The organism is Larkinella soli (genome assembly GCF_003703975.1).
Classification (GTDB): domain Bacteria; phylum Bacteroidota; class Bacteroidia; order Cytophagales; family Spirosomataceae; genus Larkinella; species Larkinella soli.
In genome coordinates, this window is sequence record NZ_QTJY01000012.1 from 140,950 (window position 1) to 157,799 (window position 16,850).

Genomic DNA, 16,850 nt, shown 5'->3' on the forward strand with positions numbered 1-16,850 from the left:
TTTTAGGGTTGAGCCACCGGCTTACCGGTTCGGCTGGTGAACGGGCAGGACCAGGATAAACCGGGTTCCTTCCCCCACCCGGCTTCGGGCCGAAATCAGGCCGTTGTGCTTTTCGATGTTCTTTTTGGCGATGGCCAGCCCGATGCCCGTGCCTTCGTAACTGGCCTGATCGTTGAGCCGCTGAAAAATGACGAAGATGCGGTCCAGAAACTTTTCATCGAAGCCGATGCCGTTGTCGCTCACCACGATGCGGCAGAACGGCCCGTCGGGTGCCGGCGGGGATCCGATCTCCTTCCGGGCGACCCGCTCGGCGGAGATTCCGATTTCGGGGGCCTGGTCGGGTCGGGAGAATTTGAGCGCATTGCTGATCAGGTTCTGGAACACCTGCCGGATGCGCCCAGGAATGGTGTCGATGACGGGCAGCGGCTCGACGCGGACGACGGCCTGCTTCCCCCGTATCTGCTCGTCGAAATCCGCCAGCAGATCGTCGAGCAGGGCGTTGAGGTCGGTGAGCTGAAACTGGCCGGGCGTCGACAGCTGGGAATAGGACAGCAGGTCGTTGATCAGCTGCGACATCCGGGCCGACGACCGGATCGACCGGTTCAGGTAGGTGACGGCTTCGGAGTTGCCGTCGAGGTATTTATCCCGAATGAAGTCGTTGAGCAGCTGGATTTTACGCAGCGGTTCCTTCAAATCGTGCGACACCACCCACGTAAACTGCTGAAGTTCATGGTTGGTCCGCTCCAGTTCGAGGTTCTTCGCAAGCAGTTCGCCGGTGCGGAGTTCGACCTGGCGTTCGAGGTGTTCGGCGGCTTTTTTCTGAAGGTCGATGTCGCTGAACGTACCCACCCAGCGCACGATGCCCTCCGGCTGGCGGATGGGCACGACCCGGAGCAGGTGATAGCGGTAATCCTGGGTTTGCAGGTCCTTCAGACGCATTTCGCGGCTGTATTCGACGCCCTGCTCCAGCGACCGTTTCCACTCGGCGCAGGCGGCTTCGTCGTCGGGATGGGTTTCGGGGAAGGCGGTCGGGTCGGTGGAGTAACGGTACCAGTGTTCGTTGACGTATTCGATCCTGCCGTCGCTGGTTACCGTGAAGGCCATCTGGGGCAGCGACTCCAGCACGGAACGCAGTTCCTGGATGCGCTCGGCCAGTTCCTCCTGCGCCTTTTTCCGCACCTCGATCTCTTTCCGGAGCGAATGCTGAATGGCGCGCAGTTCCTGCTGCTGCTCATACAGCCGGGTGAACGTCTTGATTTTCAGAACAAGAATATCGGGATCGACGGGTTTGGTCAGGTAATCGATGCCGCCGGAGGTATAGCCCTTCGCAATGAATTTCTTTTCTTTGCTGACGGCCGACAGGAACAGGATGGAGGTGTCTTTGGCCTTGCTGAAACCGGCGATGGCATGGGCCACCTCGAAGCCGTCCATACCGGGCATCTGCACGTCCAGGATGATGACCGAGTAATTGTTTTTCAGGACTTTCTTCAGTGCCTCCTCCCCCGAAAGGGCGGTATCGACTTCAAACTGATGCAGTTCCAGTATTTTCTTTAACGGAAGGATATTCTCCACCCGGTCATCAACAATTAGGATCATGTTCCAGACAGCAATTTAGCCAGGCTAAGTCCACGCCGGCGGACCGGTCGGGTAATTGTGCAAACCCCTTACGACGGCAATTTCTTTCCATCACTCCCTTACCGGTAACCTCTATGTGAAGATAGGGTACGGAACCGGGTTCTTCCAAATCGGACCCTTCCCCGGCCCAAAAATCTATTCAGTACCGTTTCCCGAAGGAGGTCCCCAGTCCCGGCCCCTGAGAGGTGGTTTGGGGAAGCGTTCATCCTGAATAACCAGGGCCGCCAAACCACCCCCCAGCCCCCTCCTTGCTAAGGAGGGGGAGAGCGCTGCCCCTTTTCAGTCCTGCGGAGCCACCCCCTCCTTGCTAAGGAGAGGGCTGGGGGGTGGTCCGGCGGCCCTGGTTCCCCCGGATGACCATCCGACCTGGAAGCAAAACCCCTTCCCCAAACCACCGCTCAGCGGACCGGGGTAAAGGTCATTTTAGGCAGGTCCAGCGCCCGGTCGACCAGCCGGATTTCGAGCCGGAGGATTTCCGCTTCGGCCCTGGCGTCGATCTTGTCGGGGTCGTCGCCGGGTTTATGATAATCGGGGTGGCCGCCGGTATGGAAGAACAGCACCGGGATGCCTTTGGCGTAGAAGGCCGCGTTGTCGGAGCCGCCGTTGCCGGCCCGGTCGGTGAAGAATTTCACCCCCGCCGTCACCCCTTTGAAGACTTCCGGCCAGGCGTCGCTGGTGCCGTAGCCGCCGATGCCGACGCCCCGCTCGGGGTTATATCGCCCGATCATGTCCATACAGACCATAAAGTTCAGCGATGCCGTCGGCACGGTGGGGTGATTCAGGAAATGGCGCGAACCCAGAAGGCCCAGTTCCTCGGCGCCGAAGGCGATGAACAGAAAATTATACGGCTCTTTCCGGTCATTCCGGGCGTAATAACGGGCCAGTTCAATCAGCCCGGCCACGCCGGAGGCATTATCGTCCGCGCCGTTGTGGATCTGCCCCTCCGGCTTCGGGTCGAGGGAACTGCCCTGACGGCCCAGGCCCAGGTGGTCGTAGTGCGCTCCGATGACGATGGTCCCGGCCGCCCCGTTGTCCAGAAAACCGACCACGTTGGAGGCCGGACGCAGGCTGTCGGCGACCACCACCCGGCGGACGCGGGCCGTGAACGGCTGGTAGAAACCGTCCGTGCCGCGGGGCGTCAGACCGGCCTTCCGGAATTGCCGGACGATGTAGGCGGCCGCCCGGGCATTTTCGCGGCTGCCGGTTCCACGGCCCTGCATCCGGTCCGAGGCCAGGTAACGGATGTGCCGGGCGACGCGGTCGGCGGTGGGAAGCTGGCCGAAAAGAGGGGCTGCCAAAAAGAGAAAGGCGAAAAGGGGAATCTTCTTCAGAAACGTCATTCGGTTTACCTTGAAAACGGGATGGATCGGAGCCGGCAAAATTAAGAAACTGTGACCGGGTTTTGCGATTGATTAATTTTTATATACTTTGAACTGATTATCAGAAACTTGGTCCTCCGATCAAATTTCCGCTTTTCTCCGTTTCCTGCCGGACCTCCTAACCTGGAATCACGAATGATACAAGCCCTTGTTTCTCCCCCGGAAGCACAGGAGCGCAGCGGCCCGTCGGTGCGGTTGCTGGGCCTCCTGGTCGGCATCGATCAATACCGGCGCGTCCGGCCCCTGCGGGGCCCCGTCGCCGACGTTCACGCCCTGACCAGCTACCTGCGCAGCCGTCCCGAGTTCCGCCATGACCTGCTCCTGCTGACCGACGCGGATGCCACCAAACCGGCCGTCGTGGACGGTTTCCGGAATCATCTGGCGAAAGCCGGCCCCGACGATACCATCCTGTTTTATTTCTCCGGCCACGGCGCTCAGGAAGAGGCCGACCGCAGCCTCTGGCCCACGGAAACCGACGGGCGGCTGGAGTGCCTGGTCTGCCATGACGGGGAGGCCGAACAACCCTGGGAGTTCATGCTGGCCGACAAGGAACTGCGGTTTCTGCTCCGGCAGGCCGCCGACACCGGCGCGCATATCGTCACGGTGTTCGACTGCTGCCATTCCGGCGACAATACCCGCAACTACGCCTGGCTCGAATCCGCTCTGGCGGAGCAGGACGTCCGGGAACGACGTCTGAGCCAGACCGCCCCCCGCCGGCCCTACGAGGGCTTTCTCTTCAGCGACCGGGTCACGGAAGCCGACCTGAAGGCGCAGGGCCCGGAAACCGCGCTGCCGCAGGGCCGGCACGTGCAGCTGGCGGCCTGCGAGTCCGACGAATCGGCGGTGGAGATCAACGGAGAAGGTATTTTTACGAAGAACCTCCTGAAAGTGCTTCAGGCATCGGGCGGAGCCGTTTCCTACGGATCGCTGCACAACCGGGTCCGCCAGTATATGCGGTTCGGCTACGAACAGCGGCCCCGCATCTACGGGGCCGGGGAAGCGGCCGACTCCCTCCTGCAGAAGCTGTTCCTGAATCGCCCCGGCACCGCCGACCGACCGTCGGTCGAAGTGTCGTATAATCCCCGGCAGGGCTGGCTGCTGGACGTCGGAGCCATCCATGGCGTCGGGACCTCGACGGGCGAAATCCGGCTCCTGGACTCCGAAACGAACCAGACGGTGGCAGCCGCCGTCGAAACCGTCGGACCGGACTATACGGTGCTGGCAATGCCCGACGCGGCCCGCCGGAACCTGCTGAAAGACCGCACCTATACCGCCACCGTCGACGGCCTGCTGACCCGCACCATCCGGCTGCACCTGACCAATACGAGCGGCAGCCCGGAGGAAGCCGCCCGGCTGCTGGCCGCCCTCATCGAACGGGCCGAAAGCTGTTTTACGCCCGAAGAAAACGAAACGCGCGCCGACTATACCTTGCACGTCCGCGACGGCCTTTACTACCTTACCCGCCCGCAGGACGAATACCGGCCCGTAGTCCGACCCATCCCGACCGACGACCCCGGCGCCCTGAGTCAACTCGTTCAGTTCATCCGACACCTCGCCCGGTGGCACTTCCTCCGCGACCTTCGGAACCCGGAAGCGGTGCAGGGGCTGCTGAATCTGGAAGTGGTACCTTCCGGCTCCGCGCCAGTCAGCATAACGAATGATAGTCAGGATATTACAACCCCCTTTCAGGAAAAGAACGGCAGGTGGAGCGTCACGATGGAAGTCCGGCTGACGAACCCGACCGACCGGCCGGTGTACTGCAACGCACTGTATCTGTCGCGTGATTTCATGTCCTTCACCGGCCTGCTGGCGCCCAACACCCGGCTCGAACCGGGCCGGACCCTGACCCTCGGGCTGGCCGATCCGAAAAGCCTAACCGGTCGCCGAACCTCCGTGACCCTGCAGCTGGAGGAGGTGGTGCGGCAATACAACTGGCCGGAAGTGACCGAGCATTTTCAGTTCCTCCTGACCGCCGACCCGCTTTCGGAAACGACCCTGGCCTTTCTGACGCTCGAAGCCCTGCCCTCCCCGCCCACCCTTCAGGACCGGCAGCAGGAACTGGCCGTCCGGGGCGCCATGGTGCTGGAGGACGAAGAGGCCGGTACCTTCCCGACCTGGTGGACGCAGCAGGTGACGCTGCACCTGCCGAATCCGCTCCATAACCGGGTACAGGCCGCCGAACTCGGCCGCCGGCTCGAACCCGCCCTGTCGGAAACCACCGACACCTTCGCGAGCGACGTCCTGGCCGACTTTACGCTGGGCCTGTATTACGATCTGCTGCCCGGGACCTCCTGGACGCCCGACCTTCAACTGAAACCGGAGATTGTCCTGATCGCGGCCGACCCGGCGGAGAAAGGGCTCTGGATGGACATCAAACTGGCCGTCGCCAACCGGATCGCGAGCCGGATGCGGATGCGGCAGTACGAACAGACCCTCATCCGGTATCCCGACCGGCTGCGGATGGTGGCCGAGGGCGATTCCTGGTTTCAGTATCCGTTCCTGGTCCGCGACATCATCGATTACCTGTCCGGCGTCTACAACATTCACTGCCTGTCCGCGGCCGGCGACCTGCTGACGAACTACCTCGCCCAACCGAAATTTCTGGAAGCCATCGCTCAGGTGAAGCCCACCTTCTTTCTGCTGAGCGGGGGCGGCAACGACATTCTGGGCGAGCAGTTCCGGACGTATCTCCGTGACCGGCCCGATCCGACCCTGCCGTTTCCCGGCTGCTACCTGAACGACAGCCTCCTGCCGGCGCTGGACAAACTCCAGGAAACCCACCGCCGGATATTCCGCCAGGTGGGGCTGGGGCATCCCGAGGTGCATATTCTGGTCCACGGCTACGACTACATCATTCCGATCGACACGGTCGCCCAACCGGGCAAAAGCAGCTGGCTGGGGCGGTATATGATCGAGCGCGGCATCCCGGAGCAGTCCGAACGCGAAGCCGTGATCCGGTACATTCTGGACGAGTTCAACCGGCGGCTGGAGGCCGTGGCGGCCGAGTTTCCGCGGGTGTCGTACCTGGACCTGCGCGGCACGGTCCGGCGGACGGAGCGGCTGGAAGACTACTGGTACGATGAGATTCATCCCAATGATAAAGGCTTCCTGAGCGTAGCTTCCAAATTCGTTCAGCGGATCAACGGCATCCGGAAAATGGCCGTCGGGACTTCCGTCAATACTTAATTTCAACCCTGAAATCATGAGTTTCCGCTTTCGTCTCTGCCGGAATGATACGACCCACTGGCTCCGGCAAACCTTCGGCGCCACGCCCCTGCGCATTCCCGAAGCCCGGGTGAAACCGCTGGTGGTCGTGGCCCGCCGGAAAGACAATATCCAGTTTCGCGGGGAACTGAAATACCTGCTCGACAAGCCCGACTGGACGTTTTCCCTGTCGGAAGACCCCGTCTCGTCCGCTTCCCTGGACCGGACCCGCAAGGTCGACGCCGAAATCGGTCTGGAGTTGCTGCAGGGCTTTCTGAAGGGCCTGAACGCCGGAACCGCCCCGGTGCATGCGGCCCTGAAAAACCTGAAAACGCTGTCGTTCAGCTTCCGGAACGTCCGGCGCCGGTATGCCGACCTGAACCTGCTGGGGCAGGCGCTGGCGGGCGTCCATATCGACATGAATCACCCGTCGATGGGCATTTTTCAGGGGGAGGATGCCCACGAGATGCTGCTGGTTTCGGACGTGATCGTGAGCAACCTGATCGCGCTGAACGACGAGTCGGGCGGGGAAGCGGGGCTGTCGGCCGGTCTGCCGGAATGGACCGAGTACCTGGCGAAGGCCAAAACCGACCTGAAGCGGGTTTCCTCCGAAAAATCGTCCATTCTGTTCGAGGGAGAAGATTATCTGACGTTCGCCTTCTCCTGTGTGCGGCTGCAGGCCGACCCGGCGACCGGGGCCATCCAGATCCGGGAGGCCGTCGACGTCCGGGGAACCGGGGATGCCGGGCCGGAAGCGGCCCCCTATGTCGAACTGGACGAAGACGAATTTGAACCCGGCCTGCTAAGCTGGGATGATGGTCTGGAAAAACCCGCCTGATTTAAAACTTCCCGGAGTTTTTCTACCCATGTTGTCTTGTCCATGTGATCAAATCGTTTACGGCATTCACAAAATCTTCGCAATCGTTCCGGCTGATTCCATCTGCGTCGTAACGTTTTTTCTCATTCCACTCTCCCTGGGAGTTTTAAATGCAGATACAAGCAATATAATACTTCATCCTGTCGGTTGCACCTAAGAAGCAAAAGTAAAATGAGCAATGGATCGAATAAGTAATTATATTTAAGTAGCGGTTCCTGAACCTGATTGTAACCTACCAACATGAATACCCCCTCCCCCTCTGTCTGGACCGATGAATTTCTCTGGAGCAAACGACTCGTGGGCGACCCCGAAGCCGACCAGGTCTTCCGAACGCTCGTCGACCGGAACCAGAAGGGCGAGGTGGATCAGATCTTTCAGATGCTGGTCCGGAACCGCGACTTCCCCAACCCGGCCTTCGACGCCCTGCCCACCGACGTCCGCGACCTGATCGAAGGCTACTTCGTCGCCACCCGGAAACTGCCCGACTGGGCCGAGCCGTTCAAACTCATGGTCGCGGCCGACCTCTTCCGGCAGTACGGCCCCAAAATCCTGCTGGTGCTGCTCTGCAAATCGCTGCCGCTGTGCTACACCTGCTGGCGGGGGGCCAAAGTGCTGTACCGGACCGGCCGCCTGCGGGTCCACGACGGCTCGCTGAACTCCTTTACCCGCCGGCTGATGGAAACCGCCCAGTTCGTGGTCGACATCCTAACGCCCGACAGCTTCGAGCACGACGGCCACGCCATCGTGGCCATCCAGAAGGTGCGGCTCGTCCATGCCGCCATCCGGTATTTTGCGCAGGAACGGGATTGGGACACGGAGGTCTACGGGCTGCCCATCAATCAGGAAGACCTGTCCGGAACACTGCTGTCGTTCAGCGTCGTCATCGTCGACGGGCTGGAACAGCTCGGCATCGAGCTGACGCCCGAGGAACGCGAAGCCTTTTTCCACCTCTGGCACGTGGTCGGGTACCTGATCGGGGTCGATGACGACCTGAACCCGGAAGCCGAAGACGACTGCCGGTTTCTGATGAACGCCATCCTCGAACAGCAGGCCGGGCCCTCGGCCGAAGGCGCCGAGCTGACCGACGCCTGCATCGACCTGATGAACAGCCGCCTTTCGTTCGGACCGTTCAAGGACATCTCGCACGTGTTCGTGCGGTTTTTTATCGGCGACCGGTATGCCGACATGCTCAGTGTTCCGAAAGAAGACGACGCCGGCGACTCCCGGCTGCTGAATGCCGTCCAGTGGCTCGACAAGCGGTTTCGCGGCCTTTCGGAGCGGAACGTGCTGGTGGCCGCCCTGGGCCGGTCGTTCAGCAGCGGCATGATCGAAATGGTGCTGGACTACCACAACGGCAGTAAGAACGAACAGTTCGTCATGCCCTCCGCCCTGACCCGGACCTGGCAGGAAACCAAACCCGACTTCCGGGTGCCGCCCCTGACCGGCATCGGGGACGCCATTTTCTACTTCGAGAAACTGACCCGCCACTTCAAGGCCCAGAACAACCCGATGGGGCTGTTTACGGCCGTCTACAAGATCGTTACGGAGCGCGTGGCCGAAGGCATCCGGCAGGGGCTTTTCGAGAATAATGAAAAGATGGAACAGGTCGACACCCGGTTCTGCACGCTGTATTTCGAGGCCGTCAACCGGTATTTCGACGACGAGCCGGCGCCGGCGCCGTGGCAGGTGTCGTTCGATGCGGCCCGGCGGCCCCTGATCGCCAACCAGCACATTTTCTCGGCCTGCAACGCCCACATCGGCTACGACCTTCCGCAGGTGGTTTCGGAGCTGTTCCCCGGCGACGAGGTGCAGCGGTTCTACAACGACTTCATGAAAATGAACGAGCTGTTCGACGCCATGTACGACCAGATGAACGACAACATCGGCCGGATTTTCCGGCCGTTCGGCACGATGCTGCGGTATTTCGATGAACGCATCCTACGGGCCGAGCGGGCCATCATGCGAGAGGGCCGCGAAAAAGCCTGGCAGAACAGCATCAGCCTGGCGCAGGCCGCCGATGAAACCGACCGCCGGAAACGGATCGCAGCCCTCGAACAGGAGTCCGCCCGGCTGGGCCGAAAGCTCGTGGACCCGCCCCTGCTGCTGCGGCTTCCGCTGGAATTGGTGGCCCGCAACGAGGTGGGCACCGTGGCGCAGAAAATCGACGTCATGCTTCGTTCCGCTCTATTACCCACCGTCCAATGAACGCCGGCACCCTGCTCCGAACCGCTCTCCGGCTGTGCCTGCTGCCGGTCCTGCTGGCCACCCTCCCGGCCCCGGCCCAGTCGTTCCGGGTCCGGGATCCGGACCAGGTCGTCGCGGTGTACGAGAAGGCGCTGATTTTGAAGCCGGAGCGTACCGTTTCGATCCAGGACCTCCTCAGCCGGCCGGAGTCCTTTCGTTTTCAGCCGGTTTCGCAGCACCCGATCGTCCCGAAAAGCGGGCAGTTCGGCTACTGGCTCACGTTCGACCTCACCAACGAAACCGACGAGGAGTTGTTTCTCCAGTTCATCTACAACGGCACCCGAACCATCGACCTGTACGAAACCGACGGCCGGCGGGTGCTGGCCCGGCATGCGCTCGGAGCCCTCAACGCCGAAACCCGGTATCCCGTCCGCAAGAGCAATCCGTTCTGCGCCCTGACGGTGCGGAACGGCCAGACCCACCGGTATTACGTGTATTTTCAGGGCGTTTATACGAAGGATCAGCCCATCTATTGCCTGACGACCGCCAGTCTGGTGACCGGTATTCACCGCGCCGACCTGTTTTTCGGGCTGTTTTACGGGCTGGTGCTGGCGGTGGTGGTCTACAGCCTGCTGCTGTACGCCCGCGTCGGCGACCGCGACACCCTGCTGTATGTGGTCTGGGTGCTGTTCGTCGGGCTCCAGATCGCCCTGTTCCGGGGCCACCTGAACGAGTTTCTGTATGCGGCTTTTCCCGGCGTCGAGAAATACGGCGTTGCGCTGGCGGGCATCACCGGCATGGTTCATATTCCGTTCACGATCACCTTTCTGCGGCTGCGCGACCGGTCGCCGGGCTTTTTCCGCTTCGGGATGACGGTGCTGGCGCTGTATGTGCTGGCGACACTCTGGACAATCACCGACGTCACCCTGAGCCGCAACGGCGAGGCCGAAACCGACCTGATTCCGCTCGTGGCCCTGCTGGAGGGCGTCTTCAACGTTTCGGCCGGGGTGGCGGTGTATCGACGGGGTTTCCGGCCGGCTTCGTATTTCATCATCGGCAACCTGTTCTTCTTCCTGTCCATTTTCATTTTCCTGCTTTATGCCTTCGGACCGCTGCCGCACGGGTTCCTGACCTACAACAGCCTGCCCATCGGGTCGGCGCTGGAAATCACCTTTTTCGCCATGGCCCTGGCGTCGAAGATCAACCTGCTGAAGCGGCAGCGGGCGCTGGCCGTCCGGGAGCGGATCGCGGCCCTGCAGGAAAACGAAAAGCTGATCCGCGAACAGAATACGGTTCTGGAACAGAAGGTGAAGCAGCGCACCGCCGAGCTTCAGCAATCCCTGAAAGACCTGCAAACCACCCAGGCGCAGCTTATTCATCAGGAAAAGATGGCTTCGCTCGGGGAACTGACGGCCGGCATCGCCCATGAGATTCAGAACCCGCTCAACTTCGTCAACAACTTCTCGGAGGTGAGTACCGAACTGATCGACGATCTGAAAAAGGAACTGGCCGCGGGCAATGCCGAGGAGGTTGCGGTGCTGGCCGACGACCTGAGCCGGAACCTGGTGAAAATAGCGGGACACGGCAAACGGGCGGGGGCCATCGTCAGAGGCATGCTCGAACATTCACGCCCCTCCACCGGAAAGAAGGAGTCCGTGGACCTCAATGCCCTGGCCGACCAGTCGCTGCAGCTCTCCTTCCACAGCCAGTTGTCCAAAAACGGCCCGGCGGACATCCGGCTGGTGACGGACTTCGATCCGGCGCTGGGGCCGGTGCTGGTCGTTCCGGAAGACATCGGCCGGCTGTTCATCAATCTGTTCAACAATGCGTTTTATGCCGTCCGGCAGAAAGCCAAACAGGCCGGCAGCGGCTACCGGCCCGAAGTGAAGGTCCAGACGCTGCGGCAGGACGGGCAGGTGCTGATCCGGGTCAACGACAACGGGGCCGGCATCCCGGAAGCCGTCCGGCAGAAGATCTTTCAGCCGTTTTTCACGACCAAACCGACCGGCGAGGGCACCGGTCTGGGCCTGTCGCTGAGCTACGACATCGTCACCCGGGAACACGGCGGAGAACTGACCGTCAGCTCCCGGGAAGGGGAGTTCACGGAGTTTATGGTCCGGCTGCCGGGCTGACCGCTCACGAAAGCCCGCCCCCGTTTTGGCGGGGCGTTTTGCAAAACGCCCGAATTCCTACTAATTTACTGAACGACCAGCAGTTATCGGATGAATACACTTTTATTCTGCTTTGCCAACGACCGTGACCGCCCTCTGGCCAGCCTGAAGGAGGAGGATGAGGGCATCGAGCAGTTGCTGGACCCGCGAAGCAGCAAAAACCACTTCCTGAAGGTCCGCGAGTCCTTTGCCACGACCGACTCGGTCGCCAACAAACTCCTGACCTACCGGGATTCGCTCTGCGTGTTTCACTTCAGCGGCCATGCCGGCGGCCGGATTCTTCAGTTCGAGGATACCACCGCCCGGGGGGTCGGCGTGGCCCAGCTGCTGGCCCAGTGCCCGAATCTGAAACTGGTCTTTCTGAACGGCTGCTCCACCCTCGACCACCTGAAATCCCTGACCGCCCACGGGGTGAAGGCCGCCGTCATCGCCACCTGCACCCCCATCGAAGACCGGGTGGCAGCGCAGTTTTCCCAGGACTTCTACCGGGCGCTCGCCAACCAGCATACGCTCCGGGAGGCTCTGGACAACGCCCGGATGAAGCTTCAGCTCACCCTCCCGACACAGATCGGCGTCGTGGAGCGCGGGGCGCTGGTCGATTCGCTGGAGGAAGTGAGCCGCAACCAGTGGTATTTTTTCTGCCCCGACCCCGAGCTGGCCCGCTGGGAACTGCCGACCGGCGAGGAGTCGGCGGCCGTCGATTACAAACCCAATGCCGCCCTGCGAACCGCCCTGTTCCAGTCACTGCGGGCTTTCGATCCGGGGCTCACCGAAGCCTTCAAAACCAAGCAGGGCCTGCCGCCCGAAGCCCTTAAAAGCTGGCTGAACGAGGAACTGCTCCGCCGGCTGCCCTACCCGCTTTCGGAACCGCTCCGCAAACTCCTCTGCCCGCAGCTCTCGCCCGAAGGCAAACTGCTGCCCGTGACCACCTCGCGGGAACGGCTGCTCTACTACGTGGCCCTCTTCGACAGCACGGTCGATCTGCTGGTCGGGACGCTGCTGGCCCAGATCCGCGAAAACCTGCAGAGCACCGGGGACCGCAACGGAGTGCTTCCCCTGCACGAAGACCTGAACCAGGTGATTCAGAGCCTGCTGACCGGGGGCTGGTCGACGCTGGCCCCGCAGCCGCTGGTGACCATGCTGAAGGCGATGGGCCGGTTTCTGGTCGAAAACCGGGTCGAACTGTTCATCCGGGAGATGGAGGGGCTGTCCCGCCAGTTCAGCGAACAGGTGACCTTCTTCGAAAGCATTCTGTTCTTCCACGACCTGCGCGGCCGCCTGAGTTCGTCTTCCGGACCCGGCAGCATCCCGTCGCTCTGCCAGATCGGGGAAGACCACCTCGCCGAACTCCTGAAACAGCTCGGCTTCTGGGCCAATTACCGGCTGGAGTCGGTCAAGAACATCCGGACGGTGCGGTTTTTCAACCGAAAACCCGAATTTGCCCACGAAAAGGTGGTGCTGCGGACCAGCCAGAGCTACCGGCTCGACGAATGGTATTTTCAGGAAGTGAAACTCAGCGACATGTGGGACAGCCAGTCGGTGCTGCTGGTCAAGACCGAGCGCCGGACCGGTCCGGAAGGCCGGCCGGACGAACCCGTCGCCGTCGGATTTCTGAACCTGTCCCCGCTGATCGTCGACCGCAACGCCTTTCTGCGAAGCGACAACTCGGTGTTCGATTTATATAGTTTTCATTCGCTGGAGGAAAACCGGCTTCAGTTCCGGCACATTGCCCGTCCGGAAGACCCGCTGCTGCGCATCGGGCTGGACGAGGCCGACTACGGACACCAGCAGGACTATACCGTGCTGCGGGACCAATACCGGACCGTGCTAAGCCTGTTCAGTGCGCCGTGGCCGGGCGAAGCGGTATCGGCCGCTGCCCAATCCGACGATATCGACCTGAGCCTGCTTTCCTTACCCGACTGACCCGTCCATGATCGCCAACCCGACCACTCCCGGCCCCTTCAAGTTTCTGGACGCCTACACGGCCCGGGACCGCGACGCCTTTTTCGGCCGCGACGCCGAGTTGCAGCATCTGATCGAACTGGTGTTCCGCTCGCGGCTGATCCTGGTCTACGGCGCTTCCGGTTCGGGCAAAACCAGCCTGATCCAGTGTGGGTTAGCCAAGGCGCTTTCGGCGTCGGACTACTTTCCGGTGCTGATCCGCCGGCGCGGCCATTTTCCCACCGCCCTGCAAACCGCTCTGGCCGGTATTCTGGAAGAGGAGCCCGGCGACGTGGTGGAGCAGGTGACCCGGCTGGCGCAGTATTCCCTGCGGCCGGTGTACCTGCTGTTCGATCAGGTGGAGGAGCTGTTCGTCAGTGGCGATCAGGACGAACAAAACCGCTTTCTGAGTATGCTGGAAGGGCTTTTAGCCACTTCCGTATCCTGCAAGATCCTTCTGGTCATCCGGGAGGATTATCTGGCCCACCTCCATGCCTTCGAGGAAGCCGTCCCGAGTCTGTTCGACTTCCGGCTGCGGGTGGAACCGATGAGCGAGCGGAACCTGTCCGAAGTCATTACCGGCACCTGCCGCCAGACCGACCGCATCCGGCTCGAAGACTCCCGCGAAACCGTCCAGCTCATCATCCGCAACATTCAGGGGGCCGGGCGCACGTTCCAGCTGCCCTACCTGCAGGTGTATCTCGACCGGCTCTGGCGCACCGCCCGCCGGCTTCAGGCCACCGACCCCGTCACCTTCGACCCCGACCTCGTCGGGCAGGTGGGGCCGATCGACGACGTTCTGGAACAGTTTCTGGCCGAACAGAAAGAAGCCCTGCTCACCCGGGTTCCGCCGGCCGACCAGTCGGCCGTCGGGAAGGTGCTCGAAGCCTTCGTAACCTACGAAGGGACCCGCCGGGAACACCACCGCGACACCCTGACTGCTGAAACCGGGCTGGCGCCGTCGCTGCTGGGGCTGATTCTGGCCGAACTGGAACGCGCCCGCATCCTGCGCTACGAGGAGGGCATCTACGAACTGGCTCACGACAGCCTGGCCCGGGTGATCGACCAAAGCCGTTCCGTCGAACAGCGGCAGGTCAACGACATTCTCCGCCGGCTGAAGGAAGCCTACCGCGAATACCTCGAAAAAGACCGTGCCGACGACCTCCTTCTCCCCCAGCGACGGCTCTCCGAAATCCAGCTCTATCAGGACGCCGTCGAAGCGGAACTAACCCGGAACATCCCCGACGGAGGAGCCATTCTGGAATACGTCGGCCACAGCCGCAGGCATCTGGTCCGGACCCAGAAGCAGGCCATCCGGCGGCTGCGGACGGTGGTGGGCGTCATTTCCGGCCTGCTGCTGACGGCGGTGGCGCTGGGGCTCTGGGCCTATCGGGAGTGGAAGACGTCCAACGTCAAAAGCATCGTGTTCCAGACCGACCAGATGGACCCCCTGAGTGCCCTCGCCATGAGTGCCTGGGCCGTCGATACGCGGAAAAGCGAGATCAGCGAGAAGGCCCTGTACCGCAACTTCTATACCCGCCATCTGTACACCCGGCTGTTCGAATCTTCCTCCCCGATCGTTCAGGCGGCTTTTCTGCCCGGCAGCAAAACGCTGCTGACGGTCAGTGAAGACGGACACCTCAGCCTGTGGGACAGCCGCAGCGGTGATCTTCAGGACAGCATCCGGCTGCCGGAAACGGTCCTCAGCTTCGACATCGCCCTGAGCGGGCGGCACGTGCTGGTGCTGACCGAATCGGGCAAAGTGATTCGCTGGACGCCCGGCCTGCGGCAGGTGGGGCGGCTCAACACCCCGGAAGCCTTCCGGACGGCACGGCTTTCGCCCGACGACCGGAGGATTCTGACGACCGGCCGCGACAACGTGGTTTCGGTCTGGACGCTGGGCGGCCGGCTCGTCGAACGGCTTCCGCCCGCCCCCCGCCCGGCCCAGACGGCCTCCTACGTTCCGGACAACCGCTCCATTCTGGTGTATACCAGCGACGAACGGGCCTTTCTGTGGGACCTGGCCGCCAAACGCTATACCGCCCTCGACCTCGAAGGCTCGGTGCGCGATATCCAGTTTCCGGGAAAAGGCCCTCTGCTGGCGCTGGCCGACGAAAAAGCCTATCTCTGGAAACCGGCGGCCGGGCGCTTTCTCAACCTGCCCCACGAAACCACCGTCCGCTCCGCCGACGTGACGACCGACGGCCGGCTTCTGCTTACCTTTGCCGACGACGGCGAGGCCCTTCTCTGGGACGCCGACGGCCGGGAAGTAGCCCGGCTGCACTTCGGTGAAGGGGTACAGAACCTGTTTCTGTCGCCCGACCGGCAGGTGGTGATGGCGGTGTCCGAACAGTCGAAGATCGAACTGTTCAACCTGGAGGGGCTTAAACTGTCGGAATACCGGCACGACGTTCCGCTGCGGTCGGCCGGTTTTTCGCCGGACGGGCGGGCCGTCCTGACCGTGACCGAGGATGGCCGGGCCTACATCTGGGACCGGAACGACATCCGGGCCGTCACGATGCGGCATCGGGAACCCGTGCGGCTGACCACCGGTACGCCCGACCAGCAGACCGTGCTGACCATTGCGGGCCGCCACCTGTATCGCTGGACCGGCCCCCGAACCGATAGTCTGGCCCTTTCCGAACCGGTGGCCTTTGCCCGGCTGTCGGGCGACGGGCGGGCGGTGGTGCTGATTTCGGAGGCCGGGAAAGCGCAGTGGCGCAGCCTGCTACCGGCCGGCAGCGTCCGGGTCTTTGCCGGCCGGTTCCGGTCGGCGGCTTTTTCGCCGAAAGAGAAACTCGCCCTCGTGGGGGAAGACGGCACGGTGCAGTTGTACGTCCGGGCGGGCAGGCTGCTGACGGCGCTTTCGCACCCCTCGGGGGTGGAAACGGCGGTTTTCGGGCCGGATGAACAGTTGCTGACGGCCACCGAAGAGGGGCGGGTCTACCGCTGGAACGAAGCCGGAAAGCGGATCGACTCGCTGGTGCTGGACGGACAGATCGTTCATCAGGCGGCTTTTTCGCCCGACGGACGCCGGATTCTGCTGGCGACCTACGACGACCGGGCCTTTCTCTGGACACCGGAGGAAAAACGGCTTCAGCCCCTTCAGCATAACTCGGGCGTACAGCGGGTCGGCTTTTCGACCGACGGCCGGACGCTGCTGTCGAGCACCGACCGCCAGCTGTATCTCTGGACCGCCGACGGAAATCCGCTGCTGTCGTCCGGTACGCAGTACAACCTGAATGAATTTGCGGCCGACGGCCGGTCTTTCCTGACCATCCGCGGCCATGAGGTTCAGCGCTGGCCCGGACCGGATGCCGTTCCCGGCTGGCTGAACGAGCGGTTCGGGCCCGACCGCCGGAAGGAGATGATTCGAACGGCGAAGAAAAAATATAATCTGTCGACCACGCTCTGGTAAAACGGGGCAAACGCAGAGCCACAACCTGATTCCGATGGAAA

The 16,850-nt window shown here is 62.3% G+C and carries 8 protein-coding genes; 6 read left to right on the plus strand and 2 right to left on the minus strand.

The window, feature by feature from the left end; all coding sequences use genetic code 11:
• Positions 1-21: 21 nt before the first annotated feature.
• Together DX909_RS20235 and DX909_RS20240 are read right to left on the minus strand one after the other, a co-directional pair.
• A complete protein-coding gene (locus tag DX909_RS20235; RefSeq protein ID WP_128547031.1) occupies positions 22-1,596 on the minus strand; it encodes a hybrid sensor histidine kinase/response regulator in 1,575 nt (524 codons plus the stop codon).
• Between the two features lie 437 nt (positions 1,597-2,033).
• Positions 2,034-2,975, minus strand: a complete 942-nt coding sequence (locus DX909_RS20240) for a M20/M25/M40 family metallo-hydrolase (RefSeq protein WP_128547032.1) — start codon at positions 2,973-2,975, stop codon at positions 2,034-2,036.
• 174 nt (positions 2,976-3,149) lie between these two features.
• Here DX909_RS20240 and DX909_RS20245 point away from each other — a divergent pair, with 174 nt between their 5' ends.
• From DX909_RS20245 to DX909_RS20270, 6 genes are all read left to right on the plus strand, one after another.
• Positions 3,150-6,200, plus strand: coding sequence for a caspase family protein (locus DX909_RS20245; protein WP_128547033.1), 3,051 nt, complete (start codon positions 3,150-3,152; stop codon positions 6,198-6,200).
• A 16-nt stretch (positions 6,201-6,216) separates the two neighbouring features.
• On the plus strand, positions 6,217-7,056 hold the full coding sequence (locus DX909_RS20250) for a gasdermin (protein ID WP_128547034.1): 840 nt from the start codon (positions 6,217-6,219) through the stop codon (positions 7,054-7,056).
• Positions 7,057-7,335: 279 nt separating this feature from the next.
• Positions 7,336-9,300, plus strand: coding sequence for a DUF5995 family protein (locus DX909_RS20255; RefSeq protein WP_128547035.1), 1,965 nt, complete (start codon positions 7,336-7,338; stop codon positions 9,298-9,300).
• The gene (locus DX909_RS20260) at positions 9,297-11,411 is read left to right on the plus strand and encodes a sensor histidine kinase (protein WP_128547036.1); all 2,115 of its coding nucleotides are present in this window, start codon (positions 9,297-9,299) and stop codon (positions 11,409-11,411) included. Before DX909_RS20255 ends, DX909_RS20260 begins: the two co-directional genes overlap by 4 nt.
• 90 nt (positions 11,412-11,501) lie before the next feature.
• Positions 11,502-13,373: a CHAT domain-containing protein gene (locus DX909_RS20265; protein WP_128547037.1), complete on the plus strand. Its 1,872-nt coding sequence runs from the start codon at positions 11,502-11,504 to the stop codon at positions 13,371-13,373.
• Between the two features lie 7 nt (positions 13,374-13,380).
• On the plus strand, positions 13,381-16,809 hold the full coding sequence (locus DX909_RS20270; RefSeq protein ID WP_128547038.1) for an nSTAND1 domain-containing NTPase: 3,429 nt from the start codon (positions 13,381-13,383) through the stop codon (positions 16,807-16,809).
• Positions 16,810-16,850 lie beyond the last annotated feature (41 nt).